Origin of the sequence: Kitasatospora cheerisanensis KCTC 2395, from assembly GCF_000696185.1 — a bacterium.
In the GTDB taxonomy this organism is placed as follows: domain Bacteria; phylum Actinomycetota; class Actinomycetes; order Streptomycetales; family Streptomycetaceae; genus Kitasatospora; species Kitasatospora cheerisanensis.
On sequence record NZ_KK853997.1, the window covers coordinates 2,166,709 to 2,183,165 of the forward strand.

At 73.1% G+C, this 16,457-nt stretch carries 11 protein-coding genes; 6 read left to right on the forward strand and 5 right to left on the reverse strand.

Annotation, left to right across the window (positions count from 1 at the left end; all coding sequences use genetic code 11):
* The first annotated feature begins 130 nt into the window (after window positions 1-130).
* The 5 genes from KCH_RS09740 (at window position 131) to KCH_RS09760 (ending at window position 4,411) form a co-directional block, all read left to right on the forward strand.
* A complete protein-coding gene (locus tag KCH_RS09740) occupies window positions 131-1,966 on the forward strand; it encodes a bifunctional metallophosphatase/5'-nucleotidase (protein ID WP_035861454.1) in 1,836 nt (611 codons plus the stop codon).
* Window positions 1,967-2,091: 125 nt separating this feature from the next.
* Window positions 2,092-2,733: a hypothetical protein gene (locus KCH_RS09745; RefSeq protein ID WP_157031972.1), complete on the forward strand. Its 642-nt coding sequence runs from the start codon at window positions 2,092-2,094 to the stop codon at window positions 2,731-2,733.
* 23 nt (window positions 2,734-2,756) lie between these two features.
* Window positions 2,757-2,999 (forward strand): hypothetical protein, encoded by a 243-nt coding sequence (locus tag KCH_RS09750; protein WP_035861461.1) that lies wholly within the window; start codon window positions 2,757-2,759, stop codon window positions 2,997-2,999.
* A gap of 72 nt (window positions 3,000-3,071) precedes the next feature.
* A complete protein-coding gene (locus KCH_RS09755; protein ID WP_157031973.1) occupies window positions 3,072-3,761 on the forward strand; it encodes a hypothetical protein in 690 nt (229 codons plus the stop codon).
* A gap of 149 nt (window positions 3,762-3,910) precedes the next feature.
* Window positions 3,911-4,411 carry a GNAT family N-acetyltransferase gene (locus tag KCH_RS09760; RefSeq protein ID WP_035861467.1) on the forward strand — a complete coding sequence of 167 codons (501 nt, stop codon included), beginning with the start codon at window positions 3,911-3,913 and terminating at the stop codon, window positions 4,409-4,411.
* A 54-nt stretch (window positions 4,412-4,465) separates the two neighbouring features.
* Here KCH_RS09760 and KCH_RS09765 read toward each other — a convergent pair whose 3' ends face one another.
* The 3 genes from KCH_RS09765 to KCH_RS09775 all read right to left on the reverse strand — a co-directional run bounded on the left by KCH_RS09765 (window position 4,466) and on the right by KCH_RS09775 (window position 9,634).
* Window positions 4,466-5,923, reverse strand: a complete 1,458-nt coding sequence (locus KCH_RS09765; protein WP_035871382.1) for an aldehyde dehydrogenase family protein — start codon at window positions 5,921-5,923, stop codon at window positions 4,466-4,468.
* A 54-nt stretch (window positions 5,924-5,977) separates the two neighbouring features.
* Window positions 5,978-6,847, reverse strand: a complete 870-nt coding sequence (locus KCH_RS09770) for a helix-turn-helix domain-containing protein (protein ID WP_035861469.1) — start codon at window positions 6,845-6,847, stop codon at window positions 5,978-5,980.
* Between the two features lie 126 nt (window positions 6,848-6,973).
* The gene (locus KCH_RS09775) at window positions 6,974-9,634 is read right to left on the reverse strand and encodes an AAA family ATPase (protein ID WP_035861473.1); all 2,661 of its coding nucleotides are present in this window, start codon (window positions 9,632-9,634) and stop codon (window positions 6,974-6,976) included.
* 130 nt (window positions 9,635-9,764) lie between these two features.
* Here KCH_RS09775 and KCH_RS09780 point away from each other — a divergent pair, with 130 nt between their 5' ends.
* Window positions 9,765-10,130 carry a nuclear transport factor 2 family protein gene (locus KCH_RS09780; protein WP_035861476.1) on the forward strand — a complete coding sequence of 122 codons (366 nt, stop codon included), beginning with the start codon at window positions 9,765-9,767 and terminating at the stop codon, window positions 10,128-10,130.
* Between the two features lie 151 nt (window positions 10,131-10,281).
* Here the strand turns inward: KCH_RS09780 and KCH_RS09785 are convergent, their stop codons facing one another.
* Both KCH_RS09785 and gltB read right to left on the reverse strand, forming a co-directional pair.
* Window positions 10,282-11,742: a glutamate synthase subunit beta gene (locus KCH_RS09785; protein WP_035861479.1), complete on the reverse strand. Its 1,461-nt coding sequence runs from the start codon at window positions 11,740-11,742 to the stop codon at window positions 10,282-10,284.
* Window positions 11,735-16,318, reverse strand: coding sequence for a glutamate synthase large subunit (gene gltB / locus KCH_RS09790; RefSeq protein ID WP_157032398.1), 4,584 nt, complete (start codon window positions 16,316-16,318; stop codon window positions 11,735-11,737). Before gltB ends, KCH_RS09785 begins: the two co-directional genes overlap by 8 nt.
* Between the last annotated feature and the right edge of the window lie 139 nt (window positions 16,319-16,457).

Genomic DNA, 16,457 nt, shown 5'->3' on the forward strand with positions numbered 1-16,457 from the left:
GGTACCGGAGCCGAGAAGAGGGCAGACTGCCACACGCGTTTTTCTACGCGCGTCACGGCAGGTGGCGGGGTGTCAGCTGCCCTGCCGCCGCGCCCCCCTGACGGCCCGCACCGCCCGACTTGGAGTCTTGATGTCCCTGAACCGCCGTGACTTCGTCACCCGCTCCGCCGCCACCGCGGCCGGGGCCGCCCTGGCCGGCGGCCTGACCGCCGCCACGGCCACCCCCGCCGCCGCGGCGGACCAGAACCAGGACGAGTCCCGCGGCCGGGGTCCCGTCCCGTTCAAGGCGAGCTTCACCGTCATGGGCACCACCGACCTGCACGGCCACGTCTTCAACTGGGAGTACTTCACCGACTCCGAGTACGACGACAAGGCCCACAACGACGTCGGCCTGGCCAAGATCTCCACCCTGGTCGAGCAGGTCCGACAGGAGAAGGGCCGCGGCCGCACCCTGCTCATCGACGCCGGCGACACCATCCAGGGCACCCAGCTGTCCTACTACTACGCCCGGGTCGAGCCGATCACCGGCACGAAGGCCCCGCGCCACCCGATGGCTGCCGCGATGAACGCCATCGGCTACGACGCCGCCGCGCTCGGCAACCACGAGTTCAACTACGGCATCCCGCTGCTGCGCGCCTACCAGGAGCAGCTGGACTTCCCGCTGCTCGGCGCCAACGCGCTGAACGCCAAGAACGAGAAGCCGGCCTTCCCGCCGTACGTGATCCGCGAGCTGCACCTCGGCCACGGCCGTCCGATCCGGGTCGGCATCCTCGGCCTGACCAACCCGGGCATCGCCATCTGGGACAAGGCCAACGTCCAGGGCCGGCTGACCTTCCCGGGCATCCCCGAGGTCGCCGCCAAGTGGGTGCCGAAGCTGCGCGCCGCCGGCGCCGACGTGGTCGTGGTCTCCGCGCACACCGGCGCCGACGACCCGTCCTCCTGGGGCGACCAGCTGCCGTACGCGGAGAACGCGGGCGTCACCATGGCCGCCACCGTGCCCGGCATCGACGCGGTGCTGATCGGCCACGCCCACAAGGAGATCGCCCAGCGCGACGTGGTCAACACCGTGACCGGCAAGACCGTCGTGCTGTCCGAGCCGCTGTGCTGGGGCGAGCGCCTGACCTGCTTCGACTTCGAGGTCGAGTTCGCCCGCGGCCAGTGGACCGTCACCGGCGTCACCTCGCGCCTGCTGAACTCCAACACGGTCGCCGAGGACCCGAAGATCGTCAAGCTGGTCGACGCCCAGCACAAGAAGGTCGTCGCGTACGTCAACCAGGTCATCGGCACCTGCAAGGAGAGCCTCTCCATCGCCGAGTCCCGGTTCAAGGACACCCCGATCATCGACCTGATCGGCCGGATCCAGGCCGACGCGGTGCGCGACGCGCTGGCCGGCGGCCAGTACGCGAGCCTGCCGGTGCTGGCCCAGGCCGCGCCGTTCAACCGCACCGCGGTCATCCCGGCCGGCGAGGTCAAGCTGCGCGACGCGGCCGGCCTGTACATCTACGAGAACACCCTGGAGGCCCGGATCCTGACGGGCGCCCAGATCAAGGACTACCTGGAGTACTCCGCCAAGTACTACGCCCAGGTCGCCCCGGGCGCGCCGATCAACCTGGACACCCTGACCAACCAGGCCAACAACACCCCCGACTACAACTACGACTCGATCTACGGCGTCAGCTACGACATCGACATCGCGCAGCCGGTCGGCAGCCGCATCGTCAACCTGTCGTACCAGGGCAAGCCGGTCGACCCGGCCGCGCAGTTCGTGCTCGCCGTCAACAACTACCGTGCCAACGGCGGCGGCAACTTCCCGCACGTCGCCAAGGCGCAGCAGGTGTGGGCGAACTCCGACGAGATCCGCAACACCATGATCGCCTGGGTGAAGGCCAAGGGCGTCATCGACCCGGCCGACTTCTACGGCCAGGCCGGCTGGCGCCTGGTCCGGGCCGGCGTGCCGGTCTTCTAACTCGCTGCCGTTCGGGGGCCGTTCGGACCGTGTCCGGGCGGCCCCGCCGCGTTCCGGGGAACCGCTCTGCCCGCCGGCCCGTCCAACCCCCGCCCGGTACACGTGAGTTGAGGGGGACGACGGAGATGCGCGGACGAATCGCGGTGGCGGCGGTGGCGGCGGCCCTGCTGCTGGGCGGGTGCGCGGGCACCTCGGCCCCGCCGAGCTCGGCAGTCGCACCGAGCCTCGTCACGGCCGGGCCGGAGGTCCGCCCCGCCACCGGCGACGCCGCCCGGAAGGCCGCCGAGGTGGCGGCCGGCTGGCCCGGCTCGGTCGCCCAACAGGCGTGGGAGCACGGCTACTTCCCGATCGTGGACACCACCGAGTGGCTGCCCCCGGACGCGTTCCACAGCGGGGAGGACAAGGCCGCGTACCTGTCCGGCCACCTCGACCTGAAGGCGACCCTGCCGGTCCCGGTCTCCGACACCTCCGAGGTGCGGTTCGCGGACGGCTCCCGGCTGGTGCTGCCGCAGCGCTCCGCGAAGTCGGTGTTCGAGGAGCTGACCCTCCCCGACCGGCCCTGCTCCGGCCACTGCGAGGCCCGCCTGACCGTCACCGAGGTCCGCCCCGGCACCACCACCGTGGCCACCTCCCGCGGCCGGGCCGACATCGCGGTCTGGGAGTTCACCGTGGCCGGCTACGACCGGCCGTTCCGCTACCCGGCCGTCCGCTCCCAGGACCCGTACCGGCCCGCACCCGGCGCCGGGCCGCCGGCGCCACCACGCTGAGCTCGGTCTCCGCGGACGGCCTGGTGCTCACCGCCGGTGTGCCGCGAGGCAGTTGCGAGGACGTCCGGCCCGGCGAGGTCTACGAGACCGACCTGGCCGTCGTGCTGATCGGCCGCACCGAGGCGCGCCGCCTCCCGGCCGGCCAGGCCTGCGACCTCGCCCTGCGCGTCACCCCGGTCGAGTTCCGCCTCGCCCGCCCGCTCGGCGCCCGGGTCGTCCTCGGCCTCGACGACGGCCGCCCGCAGACCCTGCCCGCCGACCGCTGACACCCGCCGCAACCGAACGGCCGGGACGCGCGTCCGACCTCACACAGGTCGGGGAATCAGGGGGACGGTCTCATGTCCGGACGCGGAGGTACGCCGCGCGGCTGCGCGGTGGTCGCGTACGTGGTGCTCGCGGGGCTCCTCGGGCTGGCGTTCTGCTTCTGGCTGACCGTCCGGCCCGAGCCGCAGCCCGACGTCGAGAAGGCCGCCCGCTCGGCCGCCGCCCGGGCGGCCGACCGCGAGGTGACCATCCGGTCGGACCGTCAACTCGACCAGCTGAAAGCCGCGTTGCCCTGGGCCGACTACCTCGGGACGACCGTCGCGGACGTCTGCACCACGTCCACCGTCACCCACATGGGCTTCGCCCGGCAGCGCTGGAACCCGGTGACCTGCACCCGGACCAGCACCGCCTACCTGGCCTTCGACGGCGACTTCCGCCAGCACCTCGCCCTGCTCGACACCGCCGTCGCCGCCGCGGGCTGGAAGACCGACGACCGGCTCCCGCTCCGCACCTCCGAACCCCCGGGCCTGGTCGCCGCCCTCGACCACGCCCACCAGCCGCCCGGCGACGCGACCGAGGCACAGCTCGCCGAGGCGGCCGCCCGACCGAACGAGGCCCGGGTCCGGTACACCCTGCCGGCCGCCCCGCCTACACCCCGCCGCCCGGCGCGGACCTCGCACCGCGCGGCCCCACCGCAACCGTCGAGGCGGCCCAGGCCCCGCGCCTGCCCACCCTCGACGACGGCACGGCCGCCCACGACCTGACACTCAAGTACCCCACGGTCAGAACGAGTTGGTTCGTCGACTGGCAGCCGTACAGCCCCACCGACCTGGCCGCCGCCTACCCCGCGCACAGCGCCGTCCTCGCCGTCTCGCTCCGGTTCCCCTACAACCCCGCGCAGTAGCCTGGCCGCATGCTGACCGACCGCCTGCTGCTGCGCCCCTGGGAACCCGCCGACCGCGACCGCGCCTTCTCCCTCTACTCCCAGTGGGAGGTGGCTCGTTGGCTCGGCCGCGAGCCGCGTGCGCTCACCGACCCCGCCGAGGCCGAGGAGCTGATCGCCCGCTTCCGCTCCCGCTGCACCCCGGACGGCCGGTACGGCGTCTGGGCCGCCGAGATCCGCGAGACCGGCGTGATCGCCGGGACCGTCCTGCTGATCCCGATCCCGGACGGCGACGGCGAGATCGAGATCGGCTGGCACTTCCACCCGGACAGCTGGGGCCACGGCTACGCCACCGAGGCCGCCGCCGCCGTCCGGGATCGCGCCCTCGCCGCCGGGCTGCCCGAACTCCACGCCGTCGTCCGCCCCGGCAACACCCGTTCCCTCGCCCTCTGCCACCGCCTCGGCATGACCCCCCTGGGCCGCACCGACCGCTGGTACGGCACCGAGCTGGAGGTCTTCCGGCAGGGCTGACAGACGGCCCCGCCGCCCGGGGTGCGGGTGGCGGGGCCTCGTGGGGGTGCGGGGTCAGAACGGGAAGCGGGAGCGGCCGTGCTGGATGGAGATCCACTTGACGGTGGTGAAGGCGTCCACGCTGGTGTCGCCGTTCAGGCGGCCGAGGCCGGAGTTCTTCTGGCCGCCGAACGGCACGATGGGCTCGTCCGCGATGGTGCCGTCGTTGACGTGGATCATGCCGGTGTCGATGCGCTGGGCGAACCTGACGCCGCGTTCGATGTCGGCGGTGTGGACGGCGCCGGAGAGACCGAAGGGGGTGTCGTTGGCGATCCGGACGGCCTCGTCCTCGCCGTCGAAGGGGATCAGCAGGGCGACCGGGCCGAACACCTCGCGGTGCAGGATCGGCGCGTCGGCCGGGATGTCGGTGAGGACGGTCGGCTTGACCAGGGTGCCGACGGTCGCGCCGTGCAGCAGCGGGCGGGCGCCGCCGGCGATCGCCTGGTCGACCTCGGCGGTGATCGCCTCGGCCTGTGCGGAGTTGATGAGCGGTCCGATCTGGGTGGCCGGGTCGGACGGGTCGCCGGCCCGCAGCGAGGCGACCTTCGCGGTGAACTTCTCGCTGAACTCGGCGAACAGGCTGCGGTCGACCAGGATCCGGTTGGCGGCCATGCAGATCTGGCCCTGGTGGGTGTAGCGGCTGGCGACGGCGGCGTCCACCGCGTAGTCGAGGTCGGCGTCGTCGAGCACCACCAGGGCGCTGTTGCCGCCGAGTTCGAGCACGGTCCGCTTGAGGTGGCTGGCGGCGACGGTGGCGACGTGCCGGCCGACGCTGTCGGAGCCGGTGAAGGCGATGACCTTCGGCACCGGGTGCTCGATGAACGCGTCGCCGATCTCGGCGATGTCGGTGAGCACCACGTTCAGCAGGCCGGCGGGCAGCCCGGCCTCCTCGAAGATCTTGGCGATCAGGGTGCCGCCGGCCACCGGCGCGTCCTGGTGCGGCTTGAGGACGACCGCGTTGCCGAGCGCGAGCGCGGGCGCGACGGCCTTCAGCGACAGGAAGACGGGCGCGTTGAACGGGCTGATCACGCCGACCACGCCGACCGGCAGCCGGTAGAGGCGGTTCTCCTTGCCGGGCACGGGCGAGGCCAGGATCCGGCCCTCGGCGCGCAGCGCCACCGCCATCGCCTCGCGGAGCATGTCCTTGACCAGGGCGAGTTCGAACGCGGACTTGCCGAGGGTGCCGCCGAGTTCGACGGTCATCACCTCGAGGATCTCGGCCTCGCGGGCCTCGACCACCTGCAGCGCCCGCTCGAACACCTCTCGGCGCTGGTAGGGGCTGGCGGCGGCCCAGCCGGGCTGGGCCCGCTCGGCGGCGCGGTAGGCCTGGTCGATCTCCTCGGCGGTGGCCACCGTGAACGAGGCCAGCTTCTCCCCGCTGTACGGGTCGAGGTCCACGATGTCCCAGGAGCCGGTGCCCGGCCGCCACCGGCCGTCGATGTACTGCTGGGCGAGTTCCGCGATCAAGGACATCTGATCCCTCTCGGTGGTGATCACCTGCTGACGGATCATCATCTTAATTGCGGGCTAGCCCTCTTGGAGGATCTCCGCCAGAAGCGACCTGGTCTCCTCCTCGGACAGCGCCGCCGCCGACACCCGGTCCAGCGCGGCCGTGTACTCGGCGACCTCGCTCGGCTTGTCCAGGTACAGCGCGGTGGTGAACTGCTCCACGTACACCACGTCCGCCAGGTCCGGCTCGGGGAAGGACAGCACGGTGAACGCCCCGCTGTCCGCCGCCAGCGCGCCCATGCCCAGCGGCAGCACCCGCAGCCCGATGGTCTCCCGCAGCGACAGCTCGGCCAGCCGCGCCAGCTGACCGCGCATCACCTCCGGCCCGCCGCACGGCCGGCGCAGCGCCGTCTCGTCGACGATCAGGTCCAGCCGGGCGGTGGTGTCGGGCGCGAGGTAGCGCTCCTGGCGGCGCAGCCGGACGGCCGCCCGGCGGGCGATCTCCTCCTCGGGCACGCCCGGGCTGCCGGCCCGCATCACCGCGTGCACGTACTCCGGGGTCTGCAGCAGCCCGGGCACGAACTGCACCTCGTAGCTGCGCACCAGGTTCGCCGCGTCCTCCAGGTTGAGGTACGTCTGGAACCAGCCGGGGATGACGTCCCCGTAGCCGTGCCACCAGGCCGGGGCGTTGGTCTCGCCGACCAGCCCGAGCAGCGCGGCGCGGGACTGCTCGTCCTCCACGCCGTACAGCGTCAACAGGTCCGCCACGTCACGCTGCTTGAAGCCGACCCGGCCGAGTTCCATCCGGCTGATCTTCGACTCCGAGGCGCGGATCGAGTAGCCCGCGTCCTCCCTGGTCACGCCGCGGGCCTCGCGCAGCCGGCGCAACTGGGCGCCCAACTGGATGCGACGAGCGGTCGCACCGCTGCCCGTCTGCAGGCCCGTCATGCAAACCTCCGCCCCGAACCAACAGTTGGACCCCGTGGGATGCAGTCTGCCACTGCGCGACGACACTCCGCGAGGGCCTTCCGGCATTTGGCCAAGCCGTTGCACAGTTGTGTGTTTCACACCCGGTCAGGAGAGCGCCGGCAGCACCCCGGCGAGATCGGTCCGCGAGCTCACCCCGAGCTTCGGATACGCCTTGTACAGGTGGTGGCCGACGGTGCGGGCGCTCAGGAACAGCTGCGCCGCGATGTCCCGGTTGGACAGGCCCTGCGCGGCCAGCCGGACGATCTGCGACTCCTGCGGGGTCAGGCCCGCCACCGCGCCTGCCGGGCCGCGCGCGGCGGGCGCGCCGGCGGCGTCCAGCTCCAGCCGGGCCCGCTCCGCCCAGGGCAGCGCGCCCAGCTGACGCAGCGTCCGCTCGGCCGCCCGCAGCGGCACCCGGGCCTCCGCCTTCCGCCGGCCCCGGCGCAGCCACTCGCCGTACAGCAGTTCGGTGCGGGCCTGCTCCCACGGGCGCGGCTGCTCGGCGTGCCGGGCCAGCGCCGACAGGTAGAACTGCTCCGCCAGCTCGTCGGGGGCGAGCAGCGCGTGGCAGCGGTCGACCAGCGCCCGCGCCCACGGCCGGCCGCTGCGCCGCGCCCAGTGCTCGAACCGGTCCAGCGGCCCGGCGACCTCCTCGGCCCGGCGCAGCCGCACCGCGGCCTCCACCAGGTCCGGCACCGAACGGGTCGCCGAGATGTGGAAGTTCTGCCCGCCGCCGGCCAGCGCCGCCAGCTGCCCGAACGCGTCCTCGGCCCGGCCCGCGCCCAACTCCAGCACGCCGAGCGCCCACTGCGCCCACGGCAGCCCGGCGGCGCCCCGGGCCCGTGCCAGGCCCGCGTGCTCGCGGCACCGGGCGTCCGCGCCGCGCGCCGCCGCCGCGTAGGCCAGGAAGCCGTGCAACTGGCCGGTCCACTGCGGCTGCCCGCAGTCCTCGGCGAGCCGCAGCGCCTCCCCGGCGTGCTCCTCGGCGGCGCCCGGGCGCCCCTCGAACAGCTCGGCCTCGGCGAGGAAGAACAGCAGGGTCGGCAGCGTGCCGAACGCGCCGCCCTCGCGGGCCTCCCGGACCAGCCGGCCCGCCAGCTCGCGGACCTCCTCGTCCCGGCCCGGCGCCAGCGCGGCGCCGCACGCCAGCGCCAGGTCCACCGGCGCGGCCGCCCCGGCGGCCCGGGCCGCCCGCTCGGTCTCCGCCAGCGTCGGCCCGTCCGGCGCCTCGCCGAGCGCCGCGTCCAGGTAGGCCGCCACCGGCCGCAGCGGATCGCCCGCCGGGAGCGCGAGCGCGCCGAGCGCGGCCAGCGTGCCGCGCACCGCCTCCGCGTCCAGGTACCAGGCCGCGTGCACGGCCTGCACCAGCACCCGGGCCGCGGGGCCGGGGGCGAGCTCCGCGACCAGGCCGGCCGCCTCCGTCAGCCTGCCGTGCGCGGAGCGGTGCTCGCCGCGCCAGAACTCCGCGACGCCCCGGGCGAACAGCAGGTGCGCCCGGGTCACCGGGTCCAGGCCGGGGCCGTCCGCGGCGGCGGCCAGCGCCTCGGCCCGGCCGACCTCGCCCGCCTCCAGCGCCGCTTCGACGGCCTCCACCGTCAACTCCCGTGCCCGCACCGGGTCCGGGCTCAGCCGGGCGGCCCGCTCGTAGGCCGCCGACGCCCCGGTGTGCCCGCCCCGGGACGCCGCCCCGGCGGCCGCCGACGCCAGCTCCTCCGCCACCGCCGCGTCCCGGCCGGTCGCCGCCAGCGCCAGGTGCCAGGCCCGCCGCAGCGGCTCCCGCTCCCCGTACGCCCGGGCCAGCCCGGCGTGCGCGGCCAGCCGGTCCACCAGCGGCGCCCGGTCCACCAGCACGGACCGCAGCAGCGGATGCCGGAACGTCAACCGGTTGCCCGCCAAGTCGACGCGCACCAGGCCCTGTTGCTCGGCCGGCGCGAGGTCCGCGACGGTCAGGCCGCACTCCCCCGCCGCCCGCAGCAGCACCTCCAGCGAGCCGGACTCCTCCAACGCGGCCAGCAGCAGCCACCGTTGGGCCCCGCCGGGCAGCCGGCTCACCTGCCCGTGGTACGTCAGCCGCAGCCGGCCCGCCGGTGGCAGCCCGCCCGCCGGGCCGCCCGCCGACAGCTCCACCAGCGCCAGCGGGTTGCCCTGAGCTGCCGTCAGCACCGGCTCGCTGTGGGCGAGTTCGGGCGCGACGGCGGCCAGCAGCTCGGCCGCGGCCTCCTCCGTCAGCGGCTCCACCCGCAGCTCCGGCAGTCCGGGCAGCTCCGGCCCGTCCGTCCGGGTCGCCAGCAGCAGCACCACCGGCTCCGCGCCCAGCCGGCGGGCCGCCACCTGGAGGGCCTCGGCGGACTCCCGGTCCACCCACTGCACGTCGTCCACCAGGCACAGCACCGGCCCCTGCTCGGCGAGGTCCCCGAGCAGCGTCAGCACCGCCAGCCCCACCAGCAGCCGGTCCCCCGCCGGGCCGTCCGCCAGCCCCAACACCCGCTCCAGCGCCGCCCGTTGCGGCCCCGGCAGGCCCGCGACGCCGTTCAGCACGGGCGCCAGCAGCTGGCTGAGCGCCGCGTACGGCAGCCGGGCCTCCGACTCCACGCCCGTCGCCCGCAGCACCCGGCCGGGAGCGCCCTCGGCCGCCGCGGCCAACAGCGCGCTCTTCCCGACCCCCGGCTCCCCACGCAGCACCAGCACCCCGGCCCGCCCCACGCCCGCCTCCGCCAGCAGCCGGCCGACGACCGCCTGCTCCGCCCCCCGCCCGTACAGCAGCATGCCCAGCAGCCTACCTACCCGGGCGGCCCGGCCCTACCTATGCACGACCGATTCGCCGTCCGCGCGTTCTCCGTAACTTCTTGTCCTGCAAGGAAGACCACCCGGAAGACCACCGAGGACGGAGCACACCATGGACCTGCAGAACCTCGCCGAGCGCTACCTCGCCGCCTGGAACGAGACCGACCCGGCCGCCCGCCGTAAGCTCGTCGAGGACGCCTGGGCCGCCGACGGCACCTACACCGACCCGCTGGTCGAGACCCGCGGCCACGACCAGTTCGACGCCACCCTCGCCGCCGTCCAGGCCCAGTTCGCCGGCCTGGTCTTCCGCCTCGGCGGCCCCGTCGACGCCCACCACAACGTCGCCCGCTTCACCTGGGAGCTCGCCCCCGAAGGCGCGGCGGAGGCGATCGTCATCGGCTTCGACGTCCTCACCGCGACGGAGGACGGCCGGATCGCCTCGGTGATCGGCTTCCTGGACAAGGTCCCGAGCGCCTAGGGCACCCCCCGCACCCCCCGGCAGAAACAACGACGCCTGCCCTAGACCTGGTCGGGGAAAGGGGCAGGCGTCGACCGGATCCCGGCGGCTCTGGCGGGTCGGTGTTTGTCGGCCGTACCCCCCGCGAGGGGGGCTGGCGTTTGTGGGGTGGTCAGACCACCAGGGGACGGTCGGTCGGCTTGATCGGGGCGGGGAGCGGAGTCTTGCCACTCAGGTACGTGTCGACCGCCGCGGCGGCCGAACGGCCCTCCGCGATCGCCCAGACGATCAGCGACTGACCGCGACCGGCGTCACCGCAAACGTACACCCCGGGGACGTTGGTGCCGAACTTGCCGTCCCGGGCGACGTTTCCGCGCGGGTCCAGCTCGACGCCCAACTGCTCGACCAGGCCGTTCTTGACGTCCGTGCCGGTGAAGCCCATGGCCAGCGTGACCAGTTGGGCGGGGATGACCCGCTCGCTGCCCGGCACCGGCTCGAACTTGCCGTCCTTGAAGGCGACTTCGACGAGGTGCAGTTCCTGCACGTTCCCGTCCTCGTCCCCGGCGAAGTGGGTGGTGGAGACGGAGTAGACCCGCTCGCCGCCCTCCTCGTGGGCCGAGGTGACCTTGTACGTCATCGGCATGGTCGGCCAGGGCTGGCCGGCCGGCCGGGCCTCGGACGGCCGCGGCATGATCTCCAACTGGGTGACGGACGCCGCGCCCTGACGGTGCGCCGTGCCGACGCAGTCGGCGCCGGTGTCGCCGCCGCCGATGACCACGACGTGCTTGCCCCGGGCCGAGATCGGGGAGTCGACGTAGTCGCCCTCCTGGACCTTGTTGGCCAGCGGCAGGTACTCCATCGCCTGGTGGATGCCGTTCAACTCCCGCCCGGGGACGGGCAGGTCGCGCGCGGTGGTGGCGCCGGCGGCGATCACCACGGCGTCGAAGCGCGAGCGCAGGTCCTGCCCGGTGAGGTCGACGCCGACCTCGACGCCGGTGCGGAACCGGGTGCCCTCCGCGCGCATCTGCTCGATGCGGCGGTTGATGTGGCGCTTCTCCATCTTGAACTCGGGGATGCCGTAACGGAGCAGCCCGCCGATCCGGTCGGCCCGCTCGTACACGACGACGGTGTGCCCGGCCCGGGTGAGCTGCTGGGCGGCGGCCAGGCCGGACGGGCCGGAGCCCACCACGGCGACGGTCTTGCCGGACAGCCGCTCCGGGACCTGCGGGGTGACCCCGCCGCGGTCCCAGGCCTTGTCGATGATGGTGACCTCGACGTTCTTGATGGTCACCGCGTCCTGGTTGATGCCGAGCACGCACGCCGACTCGCACGGAGCCGGGCACAGGCGGCCGGTGAACTCCGGGAAGTTGTTGGTGGCGTGCAGCCGCTCGATCGCGCCGGTCCAGTCGTCCCGGTAGGCGAGGTCGTTCCACTCGGGGATCAGGTTCCCGAGCGGGCAGCCGTTGTGGCAGAACGGGATGCCGCAGTCCATGCAGCGCCCGGCCTGCTTGCCGATGATCGGAAGGAGGCTGCGCTCGACGTAGACCTCGTTCCAGTCGCGCAGTCGCACGTCCACCGGACGGCGCTCCGCCAGCTGCTTGGGCGTGGTCAGGAAGCCCTTGGGGTCAGCCACGTGCCGCCTCCATCATCTTCGCGGTGGTGTCGGCCTCGGAGAGGCCATCGCGCTCAGCGGCGTCCTTGGCGGCGAGCACTGCCTTGTAGTCGGTCGGCATGATCGTGGAGAAGCGGGAGACCCCGCTGCCCCAGTCGGCCAGGAGCTCGGCGGCGACGGTGGAGCCGGTCTCCTCGTAGTGCTGCTGCACGGTCTCGCGCAGCCACTCGCGGTCGGCGGCGTCGGGGGCCTCGATGCCCACCATGCCGCTGTTGACGTTGGCGGGCCGCAGGTCGAGCACGTAGGCGATGCCGCCGGACATGCCCGCCGCCAGGTTGCGCCCGGTCTCGCCGAGGATCACCACGCGTCCTCCGGTCATGTACTCCAGGCCGTGGTCGCCCACGCCCTCCACCACCAGGGTGGCACCGGAGTTGCGGACCGCGAAACGCTCGCCGGCCTTGCCGCGCAGGTGGATCCGGCCCGCGGTGGCGCCGTAGCCGATGGTGTTGCCGGCGATCACGTGCTGCTGCGCGTCGGCGCCGATCGCGGCGGCCTCGCGGGCCGGGCGGACCACGACGACGCCGCCGGACAGGCCCTTGCCGACGTAGTCGTTGGCGTCGCCCTCCAGGCGCAGCGTCACGCCCTTGGGGAGGAAGGCGCCGAAGGACTGGCCGGCCGAGCCGGTGAAGGTGACGTCGATGGTGCCCTCGGGCAGGCCCTCGCCGCGGTACCGCTTGGTCACTTGGTGGCCGAGCATGGTGCCGACGGTGCGGTTGACGTTGCGGATCGGCAGCTGGATGCGGACCGCGTCGCCGCGCTCCAGGGCGTCCTCGGCCAGCTCGATCAGCTGGTTGTCGAGCGCCTTGTCGAGTGCGTGGTCCTGCTCGGTGGTGCGGTGCAGGGCCGCGCCCTCGGGCAGCTCGGGCACGTGGAACAGCGGGGCCAGGTCGAGCCCGGAGGCCTTCCAGTGGTCGATCGCGGACTGCGCGTCGATGTGCTCGGCGTGGCCGACGGCCTCCTCGATCGAGCGGAAGCCCAGCTCGGCGAGGATCTCGCGGACCTCTTCGGCGATGAACTCGAAGAAGTTGACCACGAATTCGGGCTTGCCGGTGAAGCGCTCGCGGAGCACCGGGTTCTGCGTGGCGACGCCGACCGGGCAGGTGTCGAGGTGACAGACCCGCATCATGATGCAGCCGGAGACCACCAGCGGGGCGGTGGCGAAGCCGAACTCCTCGGCGCCCAGCAGGGCGGCGATGACGACGTCGCGGCCGGTCTTCAGCTGGCCGTCGGTCTGCACCACGATGCGGTCGCGCAGGCCGTTGAGCAGCAGGGTCTGCTGGGTCTCGGCGAGGCCGAGCTCCCAGGGGCCGCCCGCATGCTTGAGCGAGGTCAGCGGGGAGGCGCCGGTGCCGCCGTCGTGGCCGGAGATCAGCACCACGTCCGCGTGCGCCTTCGAGACGCCCGCCGCGACCGTGCCGACGCCGACCTCGGAGACCAGCTTCACGTGGATGCGGGCGTCCGGGTTGGCGTTCTTCAGGTCGTGGATCAGCTGGGCGAGGTCCTCGATGGAGTAGATGTCGTGGTGCGGCGGCGGGGAGATCAGGCCGACGCCCGGGGTGGAGTGCCGGGTCTTCGCCACCCACGGGTAGACCTTGTGGCCGGGCAGTTGGCCGCCCTCGCCGGGCTTGGCGCCCTGGGCCATCTTGATCTGGATGTCGTCGGCGTTGACCAGGTACTCGGAGGTGACGCCGAACCGGCCGGAGGCGACCTGCTTGATCGCCGAGCGGCGCTCGGGGTCGTACAGGCGCTCCGGGTCCTCGCCACCCTCGCCGGTGTTGGACTTGCCGCCGAGGCGGTTCATCGCGATGGCGAGGGTCTCGTGCGCCTCCATCGAGATGGAGCCGTAGGACATCGCGCCGGTGGAGAACCGCTTGACGATCTCGGAGACCGGCTCGACCTCGTCGATCGGGATCGGGGTCCGGCCGAGCGCGTCGAGCCGGAACAGGCCGCGCAGCGTCATCAGCCGCTCGGACTGGGCGTTCACCCGGCCCGTGTACTGCTTGAAGATGTCGTAGCGCTTGCTGCGGGTGGAGTGCTGGAGGCGGAACACCGTCTCCGGGTCGAACAGGTGCGGCTCGCCCTCGCGGCGCCACTGGTACTCGCCGCCGATCTCCAGCGCGCGGTGCGCGGCGGAGATGCCGGACGCCGGGTACGCCTTGGCGTGCCGGGCGGCGGTCTCCTTGGCGATCTGGTCCAGGCCGATGCCGCCGAGCTTGGTGGTGGTGCCCGCGAAGTAGGCGTCCACCAACTCCTGGGACAGGCCGATGGCCTCGAAGACCTGCGCGCCGCGGTAGGAGGCGACGGTGGAGATGCCCATCTTGGACATCACCTTCAGCACGCCCTTGCCGAGCGCGTAGATCAGGTTCCGGATCGCCTTCTCGGGCTCGATGCCCTGGACGAACACACCCTGGGCGACGAGGTCCTCGACCGACTCCATGGCCAGGTACGGGTTGACCGCGCCGGCGCCGTAGCCGACCAGCAGCGCGACGTGGTGCACCTCGCGGACGTCGCCGGCCTCGACCAGCAGCGACACCTGGGTGCGCTGCTTGGTGCGGATCAGGTGGTGGTGGATCGCCGAGGTGAGCAGCAGCGACGGGATCGGCGCGTGCTCGGCGTCCGAGTGCCGGTCGGAGAGGACGACGATGCGGGCGCCGTCGGCGATCGCGGCGTCGGCCTCGGCGGCGATCTCGGCGAGCCGGGCGGCGAGGCCCTCGCCGCCGGCCGCGACCTTGTACAGGCCGGAGAGCGTGACGGCCTTCAGGCCGGGCTGGTCGCCGTCCGCGTTGATGTGGATCAGCTTGGCCAGCTCGTCGTTGTCGATCACCGGGAAGGTGATGCCGACGGAGCGGCAGTGCGCCGGGGAGGCGTCCAGCAGGTTGCCCTCGGGGCCGAGGTTGCTGTGCAGCGAGGTGACCAGCTCTTCGCGGATGGCGTCCAGCGGCGGGTTGGTGACCTGGGCGAACAGCTGGGTGAAGTAGTCGAACAGCAGGCGCGGCTTCTCGCTGAGCGCGGCGATCGGCGAGTCGGTGCCCATCGAGCCGAGCGCCTCGGCGCCGGTCTTCGCCATCGGGGCGAGGATGACCCGCAGCTCCTCCTCGGTGTAGCCGAAGGTCTGCTGACGGCGCGTCACCGAGGCGTGGGTGTGGGCGATGTGCTCGCGCTCGGGGAGCTTGGCGAGCTGGATCTGCCCGGCGGCCACCCACTCCTCGTAGGGGTTCTCGGCGGCGAGGGCGGACTTGATCTCCTCGTCCTCGACGATCCGGTGCTCGGCGGTGTCGATCAGGAACATCCGGCCGGGCTGCAGGCGGCCCTTCTTGGCGACCTTCTCCTGCTCGATGTCGAGCACGCCGACCTCGGAGGAGAGCACGACCAGGCCGTCCTCGGTGATCCAGTACCGGGCGGGGCGCAGGCCGTTGCGGTCCAGGACGGCGCCGATCCGGGTGCCGTCGGTGAAGGTGACGCAGGCCGGGCCGTCCCAGGGCTCCATCAGGTTGGAGTGGTACTGGTAGAAGGCGCGGCGGGCCGGGTCCATGGTGGCGTGGTTCTCCCACGCCTCCGGGATCATCATCAGCACCGCGTGCGGCAGCGAGCGGCCGCCGAGGTGCAGCAGCTCCAGCACCTCGTCGAAGGACGCCGAGTCGGAGTGGTCCGGGGTGCAGACCGGGAAGATCCGGCTCAGGTCGCCGGGGATCAGGTCGGTGGCGAGCTGGGACTCCCGGGCGGTCATCCAGTTGCGGTTGCCCTTGACCGTGTTGATCTCGCCGTTGTGCGCGACGAAGCGGTACGGGTGGGCGAGCGGCCAGCTCGGGAAGGTGTTGGTGGAGAACCGGGAGTGCACCAGGCCGATCGCGGAGGCGTAGAGCCGGTCCGACAGGTCGGGGAAGAACGGCTCCAGCTGACCGGTCGTCAGCATGCCCTTGTAGACCAGGGTCCGGGCGGACAGCGAGGGGAAGTACACCCCGGCCTCGCGCTCGGCGCGCTTGCGCACCACGAAGGCGACCCGGTCCAGCTCGATGCCGGACCGCTCGCCGTGGCCCAGGAACAGCTGGCGGAAGCGCGGCATCACGGAGCGGGCGGTGGCGCCCAGCAGCTCCGGGGCGGTGGGGACGTCGCGCCAGCCGAGGACGGTCAGCCCCTCCTCGGCGGCGATCGCGCCGATCCGGGCGACGGCGGCGGCGTCCGCCTCGTCGTCCTCCGGGAGGAAGGCGATGCCGACCGCGTAGGAGCCGGCGGCGGGGAGCTCGAAGTCGACGTTGGCACGCAGGAACGCGTCCGGGACCTGGGTCAGGATGCCGGCGCCGTCGCCGGAGTCGGGCTCGGCGCCGGTGGCGCCGCGGTGCTCCAGGTTGCGCAGCACGGTCAGCGCCTGCTCGACGATCCTGTGGTCGGCGATGCCGGTCAGCGTGGCCACGAAGCCGACGCCGCAGGCGTCGTGCTCGTTGCGCGGGTCGTACAGACCCTGGGCCTGGGGACGCGCGTCCGGAACGAGGGCGTAGGGGCCGCCGGCGGCCTGGTCGTCCTCGTGGCCGGAGTGCATGGATGCAGACAGCATCGGCTCTCCCGTCGTCGTGATCAGTTGCTTGATGCAAAGGGACGACGTTGGCCCTGATGCGATTTGTCGGTGCAGGTTACATGATGCCGGTGATCCCGGGAAGTGGAATTCTGCGTCCATATCG